The sequence below is a fragment of the uncultured Fibrobacter sp. genome (genome assembly GCF_946062555.1).
GTDB lineage: Bacteria > Fibrobacterota > Fibrobacteria > Fibrobacterales > Fibrobacteraceae > Fibrobacter.
The window spans coordinates 1-14,271 of the sequence record NZ_CAMGVQ010000039.1 but is presented as its reverse complement, the minus strand read 5'-3'; the positions used below and the strand labels follow the sequence as shown (position 1 = coordinate 14,271).

At 51.3% G+C, this 14,271-nt stretch carries 13 protein-coding genes; 4 read left to right on the top strand and 9 right to left on the bottom strand.

From position 1 onward, the window contains the following. The first annotated feature begins 18 nt into the window (after positions 1–18). A complete protein-coding gene (locus tag Q0P86_RS11360; protein WP_295039529.1) occupies positions 19–219 on the top strand; it encodes a hypothetical protein in 201 nt (66 codons plus the stop codon). A gap of 4 nt (positions 220–223) precedes the next feature. Here Q0P86_RS11360 and Q0P86_RS11355 read toward each other — a convergent pair whose 3' ends face one another. The 4 genes from Q0P86_RS11355 to Q0P86_RS11340 all read right to left on the bottom strand — a co-directional run bounded on the left by Q0P86_RS11355 (position 224) and on the right by Q0P86_RS11340 (position 3,949). Continuing rightward, complete coding sequence (locus Q0P86_RS11355; protein WP_295039528.1) at positions 224–559, bottom strand: EamA family transporter; 336 nt, start codon at positions 557–559, stop codon at positions 224–226. After that, positions 556–2,079, bottom strand: a complete 1,524-nt coding sequence (locus tag Q0P86_RS11350; protein ID WP_295039526.1) for an ATP-binding protein — start codon at positions 2,077–2,079, stop codon at positions 556–558. Before Q0P86_RS11350 ends, Q0P86_RS11355 begins: the two co-directional genes overlap by 4 nt. 86 nt (positions 2,080–2,165) lie before the next feature. Then, positions 2,166–3,317 (bottom strand): hypothetical protein, encoded by a 1,152-nt coding sequence (locus Q0P86_RS11345; RefSeq protein ID WP_295039524.1) that lies wholly within the window; start codon positions 3,315–3,317, stop codon positions 2,166–2,168. A gap of 95 nt (positions 3,318–3,412) precedes the next feature. Then, the gene (locus Q0P86_RS11340) at positions 3,413–3,949 is read right to left on the bottom strand and encodes a hypothetical protein (protein ID WP_295039521.1); all 537 of its coding nucleotides are present in this window, start codon (positions 3,947–3,949) and stop codon (positions 3,413–3,415) included. A 503-nt stretch (positions 3,950–4,452) separates the two neighbouring features. Between Q0P86_RS11340 and Q0P86_RS11335 the strand changes: the two genes are divergently transcribed. Beyond that, positions 4,453–5,448, top strand: coding sequence for an ImmA/IrrE family metallo-endopeptidase (locus Q0P86_RS11335; RefSeq protein ID WP_294113491.1), 996 nt, complete (start codon positions 4,453–4,455; stop codon positions 5,446–5,448). 167 nt (positions 5,449–5,615) lie between these two features. Here Q0P86_RS11335 and Q0P86_RS11330 read toward each other — a convergent pair whose 3' ends face one another. Next, positions 5,616–7,121, bottom strand: a complete 1,506-nt coding sequence (locus Q0P86_RS11330; protein ID WP_295039518.1) for a radical SAM protein — start codon at positions 7,119–7,121, stop codon at positions 5,616–5,618. 50 nt (positions 7,122–7,171) lie between these two features. Here Q0P86_RS11330 and Q0P86_RS11325 point away from each other — a divergent pair, with 50 nt between their 5' ends. Continuing rightward, positions 7,172–7,780, top strand: a complete 609-nt coding sequence (locus tag Q0P86_RS11325) for a toxin-antitoxin system YwqK family antitoxin (protein WP_295039516.1) — start codon at positions 7,172–7,174, stop codon at positions 7,778–7,780. 4 nt (positions 7,781–7,784) lie between these two features. Here the strand turns inward: Q0P86_RS11325 and Q0P86_RS11320 are convergent, their stop codons facing one another. Both Q0P86_RS11320 and Q0P86_RS11315 read right to left on the bottom strand, forming a co-directional pair. After that, positions 7,785–8,885 carry a protein kinase gene (locus Q0P86_RS11320; RefSeq protein WP_294113497.1) on the bottom strand — a complete coding sequence of 367 codons (1,101 nt, stop codon included), beginning with the start codon at positions 8,883–8,885 and terminating at the stop codon, positions 7,785–7,787. Between the two features lie 109 nt (positions 8,886–8,994). Then, positions 8,995–9,789, bottom strand: coding sequence for a TIGR00730 family Rossman fold protein (locus Q0P86_RS11315; protein WP_295039513.1), 795 nt, complete (start codon positions 9,787–9,789; stop codon positions 8,995–8,997). Positions 9,790–9,913: 124 nt separating this feature from the next. On the opposite strand from Q0P86_RS11315, the gene Q0P86_RS11310 reads away from it, so the two are divergent. Next, positions 9,914–10,126: a hypothetical protein gene (locus Q0P86_RS11310; protein ID WP_072980375.1), complete on the top strand. Its 213-nt coding sequence runs from the start codon at positions 9,914–9,916 to the stop codon at positions 10,124–10,126. Positions 10,127–10,639: 513 nt separating this feature from the next. Here the strand turns inward: Q0P86_RS11310 and Q0P86_RS11305 are convergent. After that, positions 10,640–11,389 (bottom strand): hypothetical protein, encoded by a 750-nt coding sequence (locus tag Q0P86_RS11305; RefSeq protein ID WP_295039511.1) that lies wholly within the window; start codon positions 11,387–11,389, stop codon positions 10,640–10,642. 110 nt (positions 11,390–11,499) lie between these two features. Then, positions 11,500–14,073 (bottom strand): TIGR03960 family B12-binding radical SAM protein, encoded by a 2,574-nt coding sequence (locus Q0P86_RS11300; RefSeq protein WP_295039509.1) that lies wholly within the window; start codon positions 14,071–14,073, stop codon positions 11,500–11,502. Between the last annotated feature and the right edge of the window lie 198 nt (positions 14,074–14,271).

The following is a 14,271-nucleotide window of genomic DNA, read 5'->3' as shown; positions in this document are numbered from 1 at the left end:
AGGGGGTGAACAAAGAATGTGCCCAGCTCCTTGAGCAGCACGCCCTGGCTCAGCACATACACATTCGATACCAGCGAGAACACCATCAGCGAGTACCCGCCAATAACCCACGGGTTCAGGTATTCCTTGACAAATGACTTGTGCGGCGTGATGGCGGCCTTCTTCAGGAGCATCTGGGCCACCGTTGCGACAAAGACGTTGAATAGTGCGAGCACGTAGAACATCATGGCCTCGCATACAGCGTGATGCCGCAGATGATGATTGCCGCCCCGACCATGTTCGTCGTGGTGATTGCTTCGCCAAATACAAAGTGCGCAAGCAGTAGCCCGAACACCACGCCCGTGCCCTTGAACATGTAGGCCAGGCTCACATCCATCCGCTTGATAATCTGCTGCCACAGCACCGCATAGATGCCCAGCACGCCCACCGTGCAGGCAAGGAACGCGATGTACCCCGGCGAGAGGAACTCCCGCTGCGACGCAAGCTTCGAGAACACCCCCGAGGTGGTGTAAATGAAGAACGTGCCGACCAGGGCGATGTATTTAAGGACAGTAATCATTTGTTGTTTTCCGATACCACTTCCCAGTTACCGCCATTATTTGGGCCGATGTGCCTAATTAGGCCTTCTTTTTTCAATCGCGTGAAATGCCATTCTACGCCTTTATAGGATATTTGAAGTTCCTTTGCCAAATCCGTTAAGATTGCTTCGGGGTGCTGGCGGAGATAATCCAGTATTTTACCCCTAGTTTTACCCCTAGTTTTACCCCTAGTTTTGGAATCCTGCTCAATATAGTTAGGGTCGTTGACTATTGAACTGATGTCGTCAATTTTATCTGTTGTCGCATTTTGCAAGGCAATGAAATCCGTATTAGGTGAATATGCTGCACCGAGCTTTTGCAGCAGCCCTTTTTTATGTAATGAGTCAAGGACCGCATTCACGCATCCATCGTTATCGCCTAGACAAATCTTTTGGAGCGTGATAAGTTCTTGTACAGATAGGGCTTTCTTGTTCTTGAGCGTTGGCTGTAGTTTGGTGATGTATTTCAGGAAAGCGACGCTCTTTATGGGCGCAAAGAATTTGATGCTGACCTGGAATGCATCGGTATTTGCGTAACTGGGAAGAGCCTTGCCGTCAACAATGCTTTGGTAGAACATCTTGTCGACGCCCTGACCGGATCGTTCGATAAGCCCTGTCTTTTGCAATACTTCGCATAGGAGCTTATTTCGGGGGACGCTGTTGGTTGTGAGAATGTTGTCTAGGTCGACCCCGATGGGGAAGCCTCCTGCATTCGTGATTTCGAGATAATCCGGACTTTGCCTTACAACGACATCGCTGTGGATTAAGTAGGACCGGTGGCAAATTGCATTCAGGAGGGCTTCGCGGATGCTTTTCTCGTTATACGAGGGGACATCGTATATGTAGGGCCCATCTTGATAATGCTGGAGCGGGTTGCTTGCGGGCTGATTTATATATTCCCAAATGTGGTCGATTTCTGCAAACAGGGCCTCCTGAAATTCCTTGCGTGCGGAGTATTCAATGGCTGTTGGGATGGTCCTGAATTCCACCGTGATTCTATTTTGTGGTAGATATTTACGAATGGTTTCTCTGTTCCCGAGAAGAATTAGGGCCGCATAGGTAATCTTGTTGCCATGCATCAAATCCAAGTCCGACAGTAGCTGAGTCGTTGACAGTGTCAGAAACAGTGGATTCTCTTGCTTTGCAGAGTATTTTTGTTTTAAAATGTTTATTGCGGCTTTGTCCAGGTCCTTGATTTTCAGGCCTTCACAAATTTTGGCGGAAAAATCGGGTTCCTGTTCAGAAAGGATAGAAAACATTTCGGTATCGCCTTCTGCGAAATCTGAACCAACGACTCCGTGCGGATACTGGTCGGCCATTCCAAGTACGAGTTTCCCGCCTTTTTCGTTTGCGAGGGCAACTATATAGCCCAGAACACATCTCCGACGTTCTTTAGGATCCGCGTTCTTCCCTCCGGCAAACGGATAATTATGCCTTGCGGCCTTGAATTCAACACGGTCTTCGCTTTCGCGAAGTGTCTTAAGATCGGCTATTCTTGTCATTGAATCAAAATCTCTTTTTTTTCTATTAAAAAAGTGGTTGTTTCCAAAATGGAAACCATGGCGCTTCCTCGGCATGGCAACGCCCACTAAAATTCCCACTTTGCGTCAAATCCGAGAATCCGTTCGCACTGAACATTCTTTATCATGTTCATCTGCGCGAGCCGTTTCTCGCTAAATCTTTCGTCGCAGGGGATGGTTAGTGTAATTTCGCGGATTTCTTCCACGCACTTCTTGATTTCGGGCGTGAGTATCGCGCGGGCGGGGGCGACATAGTCGCTGCCGATTACGGGCCCGCGGTGTGAGAGGTATTCGTCAAAGTCGCATTCCGTTCCGTCGGCACGTTTACCAAAGTCGAAGCCTTCTTCGGACAGGGGGACGAACGCCATGTTGAAATCGAAGCACGGGTTGATTCCGGTCCGTTCGAAGGTCTCGTTGTTTACAGTAAAACCGAAGTTGCCGAAATGCCGGTCGGAATTCAGCGTGATGCAGTCGGCCACGATCATTCGTCGGAAGGCGTCCTCGCAACCCATTCCGCGGTAGATTTCAAGTGTCTCTGGGAGACCATATCTTATGCCGTTCTTCAAGAAAACGCTAATTGGTTTGTATCCGAATTCCTGGCTGGTGAAAATCTTGCAATCCGAAACGACTCGGCCGTCGAACCTTCTAAAACAGTACTTGACCGAGTTGCATATTTTCTCGAAAATTTGACTCGCGAGTACTTCGCCGTAGGGCTCCAGCCCCGCATTCCTAGCACCGGTGCTGCCGGTTTTTATAAGGTGGATTCCGTCTTTTTCATTCAGCCAGCATTTGTCGTAGGCGCCGTCGGTCGTGAGTTCGGGCGATGTCGTGGACATCTGCACTCCGAAAAGTCCGTTCCCGTCGAACGAATGCTTGGAGATGACCTCGTCGAAGTTGTTCTCGTAAAGGTTGACGTCTTTCCAGGTCACGTTTTCATTTTCGCATTTCACCCAAAGCGTATCTGTCAGCGAAAGGCAGTGCGTGAGTGCGATAAAGCCGCTTTTTGTCTTTCCGCCACAAAGGTCCAGAATCTTGTTTACGTGCGCTCTGTGTTTGGCTGCGCTTCTGTTCTCGATCCACGACGTAAGGGGTTCGCACCAAAAGGGCGACGGCGAAAAGGTCTTCACAATCTTGCAAAGTTCAAGTTCGCCCTCTCCTTCGATTACGAAGTCGCAAAGGGGCGTTTCCTTGTTTATGAGAGTGTAGATTGTGTTCGCCATGTTTTAAATATATATTTTTTATTTCCAAAAGAACACGACGAACGTCTCAAAATTCTGAACGAAATTGTTACGATGAGCCTGGATTATGCGGACTTTCACCACTTGCTGTCAATCTTTTTCAAGAAATCTTTGTCATTTCCTTGGAAGCAAGTTTCGTAAAAATCGGGTTCGTTTTTCTTTAGCCAGCGTACTTTTTCCTTCATTCCCTTTCGAATGTGCGAAATGTCAAGAAGTGAATATTTCTCAACGGCGTGGGCGATATCTAGGATGTCGGGCCCGCAAAAACATGCGTCGTCATTGACATAGTCTATGAAACCAAATCGGTCTTCTTCAACCTTCAGTTTTTCTTTGTAAGAAATAAAGATGTAATCGTCCTTGAACAGATGGTTTAGCTTCGCCATTTTGTATTGGATATCGACAACGCCCGACGTCTTGAGGAAACCCGTCATATACCAAAGCGTGCGACTGCGAATTTTTATGTAGTCTTCGGGCAGGTCCTCTGCTACGATTTTTGTCGGATAGTGTCCATGTGAATACAGGAATTTATTCTCGGTGTCCAGGATTTCCCGAAATCCTTTCCCGAATTTGCCGTATGTGTAGATGAATGAATTGATACGCGGCTTCCTTCCCATAATTTGCTCCTTTGCTTTTTTTTGCACTGGCAAGAATAAATCTATACTCGGCGTAATCCTGCTGTCAAGGGTTTGAACTGCGAGTGTAAAACTCAAAAAAATAATATACCTATTGCATTTATTAAAATTTTAATGTATATTGTAGGTGTAGTAAAATTTTGAGGTTGGCATGGACATACTTTTTGAAGACAAAGACTTGAAAAAAAATGCGCTACCGATAGGGCATACGCATTGAAAACGCTTGGACAACGGCGTGCCCAACGTTACGTTGATCGGCTGGCTCAAATTAGTGATGCTGCTAATTTTGAAGCCTTGCGGGGGTTACCGGGGCATTATCACGACTTGGTAGGGAATCGTGCGGGCCAATGGGCTTGCGACTTGGATCAGCCGTACAGGTTGATATTCAAGAGCACAAACGAGGGGCCGGTTGCTCAAATTGTGTGGGCAAACGAGCGTACTGCAAAAATGCTTGAAATTGTGGATTATCACGGATAGGTGGCTGTATGAATGGAAGCAAAATTGAATTGTGGCATGTTCCTTCCCCGGGAAGTGAATTGGCCGAAAAACTTGAAGAAATGGGTCTTGACGCGAATGACCTGGCCGCTCGCATGGGCTATACGCCCAAGGCGGTGAATGATATTTTGCAGGGTAACAGCCGCATAACGCCTGATGTGGCAATAATGTTAGAGATGATTACGGAAATTCCGGCGATTTACTGGCTACGCCGTCAGATGTCGTTCGATGAATTCCTCTCGCGTGAGCGCATCAAGGCTTCGCTTTCGGATCAGTCTCTTTGGAAGAAATCTTTTCCTTCAGAAATCAATGTGCGCGACTGGGTGCAGTACAATAAGGGTGACGAAAAATCTTTGATGCCACTCCTCAAGTTCTTCGCGGTGGCGTCCCCCAAGGCGTGGGACAGTTACTACAAGGATGCCAAGCTTAAGGTGGCTTTCCGTATCTCGCTGGCCGATGTCAAGGATCCGTACGCGACTTCGGCGTGGATTCGTCGCGGAGAAATTCTTGCGGACCGGGACCCGATGGAAAAGCAGGAACAGATTTCGGTGCGCAAGCGCTTGAAGGCGGCTCTCCCCGAAATCGTTGCTTTTGCGGCGGCCAACAAGGTTCGCCCGAAGAGCAAGAAGCGCATTACCTACTGGACGCCCGAGGCGGAAGTGGTTGACGACTGCATGACGGGCCTGCAGGCGCTGTGCCGCAAAATCGGTATCCGCGTGCTGTTCGTACAGAACTTCAAGAGTTCGCCGGTTCACGGGATGTACCGCTGGTACAAGAATGTGCCGCTGATTCAGCTGCACGACCGCTTCGAGAAGCGCGCGACGATGTGGTTCACGTTCTTCCATGAGCTGGCGCACGTGATGTACCACGGCAAGAAGGGAATTTGCCTGCAGAACATCGAAATCACGCACAATTTTCCCGAAAAAGAAGACAAAGCAAATTGCTTCGCCCAAAAATGCATGGTGGATGCTGGGTTTAAAATGTAGTGCTTTTGTCGAAAACGAATTTACGGATTCTCGTGTACATAAAAAACGACCTTATTTCTCATGGAAATAGGCCATTTCGGTTTTAAAGAGTTTTTCCCTTTACGACGTCAAGGATTTCCGAACTGCAGTAAAGGAAAGGAGTCTAGAGGGAAACCTCGGGTTTCCCTTTACGACTTGTTAGTCGGGGCCTGGCGCGCCACAGGGGCGAGCTGTCCGTGCTTGCGGAACAGGTGCTTCACGAGTGTGCCGAATCCACGCATTACGCGGTAACGTTCGCGCGGATTCTTGATGGCCATGATGCCTTGACGCAGGATGTAGCTCGGGCGCAGGTAGAACTCGCGGCGGGCCTTGTCGCAGAAGTCGACCAAAGCCTGGCTAGTGAGTTCGCCGCGCTGGATGGTGGTGCGGTGGAAACCGTCCTTGTCCAGCCACTGGTTGTAATCCTTTGTCTGCAATGCGCCGCTAGCGAGAGCTTCCTTGTAGGCCTCGGTGCCGGGGTATGCCATGATGGGGTAGAACTGCGCTGTATTGGGGTTCAACTTCTTGGCGTAGTCGAGCGTCATGCGGAGCGTTTCCGGCGTGTCGCCCGGGTTACCGACCATAAAGCAGCCGTGCACTAGGAGTCCAGCCTTGCGGGCGTTCTTGGTGAATTCGATGGCCTTGTCTATATTCTTCACACCCTTGTGGATGTTTTCGAGAACCACCGGAGATGCACTTTCGAATCCCACGCACATTTCGCGTCCGCCGGCCTTCTTCATGAGCTTGAGCAGATCGAGCGGCACATCGGCGCGGGCGTTGCAGCTCCAGGTAATCTTGAGGCCGCGTTCCAGAATCAGGTTGCAGATTTCGCGAACGTGTTCATGGCTTGCGGTAAAGGTGTCGTCTTCGAAGAAGACTTCGCCCAAGTCATCAAAGTTGTCCTTGATGAACTGCAGTTCGTCTACAACATCTTTCGGAGAGCGGCGGCGGAACTTGTGGCCGTTCAGTGTCTGCGGAATCACGCAGTAGCTGCAGCGGTTCGGGCAGCCGCGGCCACTCAGAATCACGATCAGCGGGTTCAGGTTCGCGCCGTAGAAATACTTCTTGTAGCAGCTGTACAGGTACTTGCGGTAAACCTTGGAAACCCACGGGATTTCGTCGAGGTTTTCGATTTTCGGGCCTTCGGGCTGAAAATCGACGGTGCCGTCGGCCTTGCGGAAGGCGAGGCCCGCGATGCTCGAAATGTCCTTGATGTCGCCGCGCAGGTAGCGGGCGAGGTTCCTCGCGGTGTAGTCCGCTTCGCCGATAATCACGAAATCGAGGCTGGGTTCCATTTCCATGGATTCCAGCGGTTCGGCTGTAGCGTGCGTACCCATGATAGCAATCTTCGTTTTCGGAAGCGCTTCCTTGATGGCGTGTACCACCTTGAGGTCGTTCAAAATACTCGGCGTACTGGTGCTGCAAATCACGAGTTCGGGGTCAAACTTCTTGATGCCGTCCAATGTCTTCGGCAGATCGAGCTCCATGGCGGGGCTGTCGATCAGCTGGATTTCGTTCCCGTCCGCTTCGACAGTGCCGGCGGCGTAACTCAGGAACATGGGCCAATAAAGGGTAGAAGACTTGGTCACGCACGGACTGCGCGACTCGCGACTGAACATCGGATGAAACGGCGGATTTAAAAAAGTAATGCGCATAAGCACTCGCAAAATACATAATTATTGGCGATAAAGCTACATTTGTGAGCGTGAAAAAAGTATTTCTGTTGTGTATTTCTCTATGTGTGCTCTGCTCGGTCGCTGTAGCGCAGAATTCGCCGGCGGTGACGCTCGATACGATAAGAGAATTTTACGCGGACAGTACCCTTTCGCGCCTTTATACGGTCCAGGGAGGAACCGACATTCGCGAGGGGGTGGCTATCAGCTATCATCCGAACGGGAAGGTGGCTATCGAAGCTCCGTACAAAAACGGAAAACTTGACGGTGTGTTTAAGAGTTATTTCGAGAATGGAAAACTCTGGCAGACTATCGGCTACAAGAATGGAATCGAAGAGGGCGTTTCGACGGTCTATTTCGAAAACGGCTCCAAGAAAAGCAAGGAAATTTACCATGGCGGAATCCTGGACGGTCTGACTGAAGAATGGGATGACCAGGGGAAGCTCCGCCGCAAGTTGCCGTATATGCGTGGCCAGTTGCATGGCGTTGCCAAGGTTTTTGATGACCTGGGTGGCCTTAAGGAAGAAATGACTTTTGATAAGGGGTTACGCGAGGGGCCGTATCGCCGCTACAATCGTGGCGTCAAGGTCCTGGAGGCGGAATTCCAGCAGAACCACTGCGTCAAGGGTTGTGATTTTTAACAAACTAAAAACGGTTGTATTCGCGCAACTGGTTCCACAAGAAATCCGTGTTGACGTCGCGATACCCTTGGGCATTCACGCGTTCGCGTAGCTTGTGGGCGATGTCGAACAGGTTCGGGCTGTTTTGCATGCGCTCGAAACTGTCGAAAATCGTGAGGTTGTCAATCCATTGCGCAAGTTCCGGGAAACGCGGATCGTTAAAGCGGTTTTCGCGTCCGGTCTTCAGGTATTCCAGGTAACGGTCGGTAATGCGGTAACCGTCTTCGATGAATATATCCATCGAATGAGGGAAAAGCGGCTCGCCCGTCAGGTATTCGTGAACGATGATTCCGAAACTGAAATAGTCGACGGATGTGGAAAGGTTCTCGCCCATGATCGCTTGTTCCGGGGCGCTGTAGCAGGGCGTTATCTGGCCACCGTATTCGGTGACGGATTCGCGGAGCTTTGCCTGTGCGTAACCGAAGTCGCAAATAAGAATCTTATGGTTGTTCTTGTGTTGCGGGTTTTGGCAAAGCAACAGGTTCTTGGGTTTCAGGTCTTTGTGGACAATCTGGTAGTAGTGCAGCTGGCTGATGGTGTTCGCAAGGTAGGCGAGCTGCGCTACACGGTGCAGAATGTCGTCGTCGGTGAGGTCTTTTCTGAAAAGCCTGTCCAGAGAACAGCCCTTGATGAACTCCATTTTCAGGTACGGGTGCCTACCGGCGATGCCTCCGCCCATGCTTTGAACCACTCCTTCGATGTTCGTGGCGTGAATCAGGTTGTTGATGCGGATTTCGTCCTGGAAAGCGCTCAGGAGCATATTCAGACGGTGCAGGCGATTCTTGCCGGGGGTCGCCCAGAATTTGCAAATCTTGACGACGATTTCCTGTTCGACGTAGCGGCTCGAGTCGTTCGGATGTTCCAGCCAGAACTGGGCGCGGTACAGGTTGTTCGTGCCTTCGAGAGTCAGCGGCTCCACCAGCTGGATATGCTGCATCGCCCCGTTGTGCATGTATTCGGGATTCTGGTCAAACCACCTCTGGTATTCTTCCATGGTGTAGTTGGGGCGAAGCGCCAGGTTTCTGGATACGCGGTCTAATGTTTCTGCCAGAATGTTGCGAATCATGCCCCAAAGATAGCTATTTCGGAATTCAGAATTTAGAACTTAGAGCCTAGAATAATCTTTCTTGTCTAAGTTCTACCAACTCAGTTCTTCCAACTGCGCCGAAGGCGCGCTATTCCATCGTCTTTTCGAGTGCCGTCGTAATGATATTGTATGCGTCTTCAACGGTATCGCAGATATGGAACAGCTTGAGGTCTTCCTTGTCGATCATTCCCGTGTCGGCAAGATAGTCCCAGTTGATAACCTGGTGCCAGTATTTACCGCCGTAAATCACGACGGGCATACGGTCGCCGTATTTCTTGGTCTGGATAAGAGTCAGCAGTTCGAACATTTCGTCGAGGGTGCCGAAACCGCCGGGGAACACCACGAGGGCTCGCGCCATCTTCATGAACCAGTACTTACGGATAAAGAAATAGCGGAACTGCAAGTTCAGTTCGTCGTCGATGTAGGGGTTCGGGTGCTGTTCGAACGGCAACTTGATATTGAGGCCGACGGAGGATGTGCCCACGTCGTTTGCGCCGCGGTTTCCCGCTTCCATGATGCCGGGGCCGCCGCCGGTCATCAGGGCGAATCCCTTGTGCTGCTTGTTGGCCCAACGGCCAAGTTTCACGCCGAGTTCATGAGCGGCGTCATAGTATTCGGCGACAAGAGAAAGGCGCTTGAGACGCATGGCCTCTTTCTTGTTCTTGCAATTTTTCAGGCGTTTCTTAATCTCGCTCATGGGGAGCGTACGCGCCGAACCGAAGAACACGATGGTGTTCTTGATGCCTTCCTGGGCAAAAATCTGGTTCGGACCCATGAATTCCGAAAGAATTCGGATAGGACGGCCAACATCGCTATCAATAAATTCGGCGTTATGGTAGATCATCTTGCCTGGAGTAAGCTTGAGTGTTTTCTTGGTCGTCATATAAAACTCCTTGTGTGCGGTTGAACGCATGTTAACACCCAATAAAATACACTCAAAAAGCCAAAATGCAACAAAAAAACACTTTTTTTCTACTTGCAAATCAAAAAAACTTTATATTTGAGGCATGCTAGTTAAAATTTGGACCGACAGCTTTATCATTACAGGCGAAATCGACACGCTCCGTGACGAGCGCCTTACGGACTATATCCGCGAAAACAAGGACTTTATTGCCGTCACGCAGGTAAAAGTCAGCGACAAGAGCGAAAAGGACCTGTTCCGTACGCACTTCCTGAATGTAAGCACCCGCCACATCGAGATTATTCTCCCCGCAGAGTAGAAGAGACCGAACCGGCTAAACTCAGCAGATTCCTTACTCCGGAGACGGTTCTCTCGCCAACACGACTCGCTTGTGCCGAATCGTTTATGGCTCACGGAAGACCGAACCGGCTAAACTCGGCAGAATCCTTACTCCGGAGCCGGTTCTCTCGCGACCGCCACAGCTTAACGCTTGCGGCTTAGTCGCTCACGGAAGACCGAACCGGCTAAACTCGGCAGATTCCTTACTCCGGAGCCGGTTCTCTCGCCAACACGACTCGCTTGCGCCGAGTCGTTTATGGCTCACGGAAGACCGAACCGGCTAAACTCAGCAGATTCCTTACTCTGTAGCCGGTTCTCTCGCCAACACGACTCGCTTGCGCCGAGTCGCTTTTGGCTCACGGAAGACCGATTGTTCTCCTTTGTCTGAGCGTCATTCTGGAGACCGTAAGGTCGACGGAATCCATCAGCAACTTTATTATGTGAAAAAAGTCCCCGCTTTCGCGAGGACTTTCTAAAATGCATTCAGGTTCGATTACATGAAAAACCATGTAGCGTAGACGCCAGCCTTCAGACCGAAGTCCAGGCGAGACGTGTTTGCTTCTGTAGAGGCGCCGGCGATGCTCGTTTCGTTCGAGGCGAAGAAATAGTCAAAGCCCAAGCCAACCTTACCTGTCAGAATCATGTTGGGAACGAGTTCCGCATGGACGCCGAACATGAGGTCAATCAGGAAATCACCGGAAGATGCGGTTACTGTGGTTTTTGTAGCAGGGTCAGTCGATTCGATTTCGCCGTTGCTGACATAAATCAGGTCAATGCCTGCTGAGGCCGGCAGGAGCGGCATCGGCAAGAAATAGTCGAAGCCGGCACCGATTGCAAGTCCGGTGTGGTTGTCGCCTGCGTCAGTGGTGATGGTTCCTGCTGGGGTCTTGTTTTCGGTCGAGGTTTCGCCATAGTGGTACAGGCCGAGAATGGCGGTAACCATCATGCTTTCGTTCAGCTTGATCTTGACATCGATTTCCTTGAGGCCCTTGTCAGCGAAGTTGGAAGTGAGGCCCATTCCGATGCCGAGGAATGCGCTGCCGTCAGATTTTTTCGCTTTCTTTGCGGGTTTTACTGCAGGAGCCGGAGCGGGAGCTTCGTCTTCTTCGGCTTCTTCTACTGCGGGAGCGGCTTCTTCGCGGGCCGGGGCATCTTCTTCGTATTCATCTTCGTAGTCGTCCTGGGCGTAGCTGTAGCTGCAAAGGGCGAGGGCCGTAATGGCGGCCAAAAACATCTTTTTCATAAAATACTCCTTATGGTTTGGTTTCGTGAAATATAATCTAAAAAAAACGCCTAGAGTATTGAACTTATGTAAAATCTGCTAAATAGGCCGGATACGAGGGGAATGCCAATCTAAAATTCCATCGCGATTTTCTTGATCAGGTAGCGGCGGGAACTTTCGTCGAGTTTTTTCGGGTCGAATTCTACTCCCATGAGTGCCGCGTAAATGTTGAACGGGCTCACGGTCGTGCCCATGTTGTTGCACTTGACCTTGGTGATGATGGCGCCGCCCGCAATTTGAATTCCGAGCAGGTGTTCGTTCAAGTTGATTTCTTGGCCGCGGTGGTTGAGTACCACGGGGAGCGTCTTGCTTTCGAACTTTTCCATGATGCCTTCGGGAATCGCATCGGGTGTGAATGAATAAATCATCGCCGTCGGCATGTGCTTACTGAGCTTTTCCTTGAGCGGTTCGATGTTCACGATTTCCATGCCGCGCGGGAACGGCCTTGAAAGTTCGGCCATGATCTTCGGCAGGTTCTCCTTGGAAATGTCGAGCGGCTGCAACAGGTCTACGCTGATGACTTCGCAATAAGTTTCAAGACCGAGCGGGAGCGCGCCCATGTTCGAAATGCGCGGTTTCGGGCTGAATCCTTCGCTGAACTTGATGGGAATGCCTGCGCAAAGGAAGGTTCGCTCGAAGAAACTGAGCATGTTCTGGTGCGGCAGGAATCTGCTGAGGCCTGTCTTCTTGAAGGTAATCTTGTAGCTGTGGCAGCTCTTTTGCGTGGGGCGGCGTTCGGCGACAAGCTTCTTGATTTCTTCGGGCGTGCGGCTCGGGGCCTTGTGTCGCACCGGGTCGTTCGCGAGCTTGATTTCGGCGCCAAAGCCGGGGATGCCGCATTTCTGGCAGTCGCCCCATTTGCAGTTGGGCACCGGTGCGGAATCTTCCTTGAATGCCTTTTCCCATTCGCCGCGCAGGTACTGCTTGCTGGTTCCAGCGTGAATGAAATCCCACGGAAATACTTCGTCTTTCTCTCGCGTACGGTACACCCAGCTGGTATCGTAGCCGCATTCGTCCCAAACCTGCAACCACTTGTCAAAATCGAAACGGTAGGAATCGCTTTCGAAGATGATCCCCTTCTTGTAGGCGGCGTAAATCACGGGGCCGAGTCTGCGGTCGCCGCGGCTGTAGATCGCTTCCAAGAAACTCGTTTCCCAACCGGCCCAGTTCACCTTCACGTTCGGGTGGCGGAAAAAACGTTCGCGCACGTAGCGGATGTGCTTGAGGGCGGTTTCCTTGTCCATGAAGGGCGCCCATTGAAGTCCCGTAAATGATTTCGGAATCAGGATGCCCATGCTTACGGCTATCTGGCATCCGCGCAGGTACTTGCGGCCAATCTTCACCAGGTTTTCGATTAAGTTGCAGAACGCTTCCATGTCCTGCTCATTTTCTGTCGGGAAACCGATCATTGTGTACAACTTAATTTTGTTGAATCCGCTACTGAAGGCGTGCTCGGCGGCGTTGTACATGTCCTGGTCGCTGATGGTCTTGTTAATCATCTTGCGGATTCGTTCGGAGCCTGTTTCGGGAGCGAAGGTCGCGCTACGGCCGCCCTTGAGGGCAGAAATCTTCTGGGCGAGCGTTTCGCCGAAAGCGTTCACGCGAATGCTCGGAAGGCTCACGTCCACGGTATCGAAGAATGGGTCGTCGATAATGGAATCGGTCAAACCTTCCACCGGCTTGTAATCGGCGGTGGAGAGGCTGAGAAGTCCGAGTTCACGTTCGCCGGTCGCCTTGATGCCGGCTTTGGCGATGTCCAAAACGTCGTCGGGGTCGAGCTCGCGGCAAGGCCTGTACCAGATGCCTGCCTGGCAGAAGCGGCAACCCTGGGCGCAACCGCGCATGACTTCCACGCTGAAGCGGTTATGTACTAGCTGCATGTTTGCAATCAGGTTCTTGATGGGGTAGTTCTTCGGGGCCATGACCGGAATGAACTGCCGTCGTACACCGTTTGTGTTCTGGTAGCTGCCCTTGGCGGGTTCAGCCGGAACGATGTCGCCAAATTCGTTGGTGATGACGGGGCGTAGGCTCGGTACGTACACGCCGTCGATTTTGGACAAATTCTCTAATATCTGGGCGCGGGGGAGGCCCGCCTTTCTGCCTTCGCCCACGCAACGCAAAAACTTCACAATCATGTCTTCGCCGTCGCCGATCATGAACGCGTCAAAGAAGTCGGCAACCGGTTCGGGGTTTGCCATGGCAGGGCCGCCGGCGACAACAATCGGAGCTTCTTCGCGTCGATCCCTTTGCCAAACGGGGATACGTGCAATGTCGAGTACGTAGGGCACGTTCGTAAAATTGAGCTCCGTCTGGAGCGTCATGCCGACCACCTCGAAATCGCGCACCGGCGTGTAGCTCGCGTAGCTGTACAGCGGGATGTCGTACTTCTGCATCTCGGCTGCCATGTCGTCCCACGGCGCAAACGAAACTTCGCACAGCAAGTCCGGCTCGCGGTTGATCACGTGGTACAGAATGCGGATTCCGTTGTTGCTCATGCCGATTTCGTACTTGTCGGGGAACACGAACGCCATGTTGCAGAGCATCTGGCTATGGTCTTTCACGACGCTGTTCGCTTCGCCGCCCATATAGCGGGCGGGGGATTCAACGGCAGGGAGAGCTAACGCAATTTTTTCGAGAATGGTCATGATGTAAAAATTAGAAAAAAGAACACCCCCGACCGCTATGCCGTGAGCCACAAATCCCCTTGCGTTAAGCAAGGGATGGTGGCGAGAGAGAGGCGATAAAGAAGATTGTTTAAAGAAACAAAAGAGCCGAACGGTCTTGTTATCGGGCGGGGGATTCAACGGCAGGGAGAGCTAACGCAATTTTTTCGAGAATGGTCA

Excerpts from the sequence above, each read along its gene's own strand:
- Q0P86_RS11305 (WP_295039511.1), bottom strand. The coding sequence starts at position 11,389 with ATGAAAAAGATGTTTTTGGCCGCCATTACGGCCCTCGCCCTTTGCAGC.
- Q0P86_RS11350 (WP_295039526.1), bottom strand. The coding sequence starts at position 2,079 with ATGACAAGAATAGCCGATCTTAAGACACTTCGCGAAAGCGAAGACCGT.
- Q0P86_RS11335 (WP_294113491.1), top strand. The coding sequence starts at position 4,453 with ATGAATGGAAGCAAAATTGAATTGTGGCATGTTCCTTCCCCGGGAAGT.
- Q0P86_RS11355 (WP_295039528.1), bottom strand. The coding sequence starts at position 559 with ATGATTACTGTCCTTAAATACATCGCCCTGGTCGGCACGTTCTTCATT.
- Q0P86_RS11300 (WP_295039509.1), bottom strand. The coding sequence starts at position 14,073 with ATGACCATTCTCGAAAAAATTGCGTTAGCTCTCCCTGCCGTTGAATCC.
- Q0P86_RS11310 (WP_072980375.1), top strand. The coding sequence starts at position 9,914 with ATGCTAGTTAAAATTTGGACCGACAGCTTTATCATTACAGGCGAAATC.
- Q0P86_RS11320 (WP_294113497.1), bottom strand. The coding sequence starts at position 8,885 with ATGATTCGCAACATTCTGGCAGAAACATTAGACCGCGTATCCAGAAAC.
- Q0P86_RS11345 (WP_295039524.1), bottom strand. The coding sequence starts at position 3,317 with ATGGCGAACACAATCTACACTCTCATAAACAAGGAAACGCCCCTTTGC.
- Q0P86_RS11330 (WP_295039518.1), bottom strand. The coding sequence starts at position 7,121 with ATGCGCATTACTTTTTTAAATCCGCCGTTTCATCCGATGTTCAGTCGC.
- Q0P86_RS11315 (WP_295039513.1), bottom strand. The coding sequence starts at position 9,789 with ATGACGACCAAGAAAACACTCAAGCTTACTCCAGGCAAGATGATCTAC.
- Q0P86_RS11340 (WP_295039521.1), bottom strand. The coding sequence starts at position 3,949 with ATGGGAAGGAAGCCGCGTATCAATTCATTCATCTACACATACGGCAAA.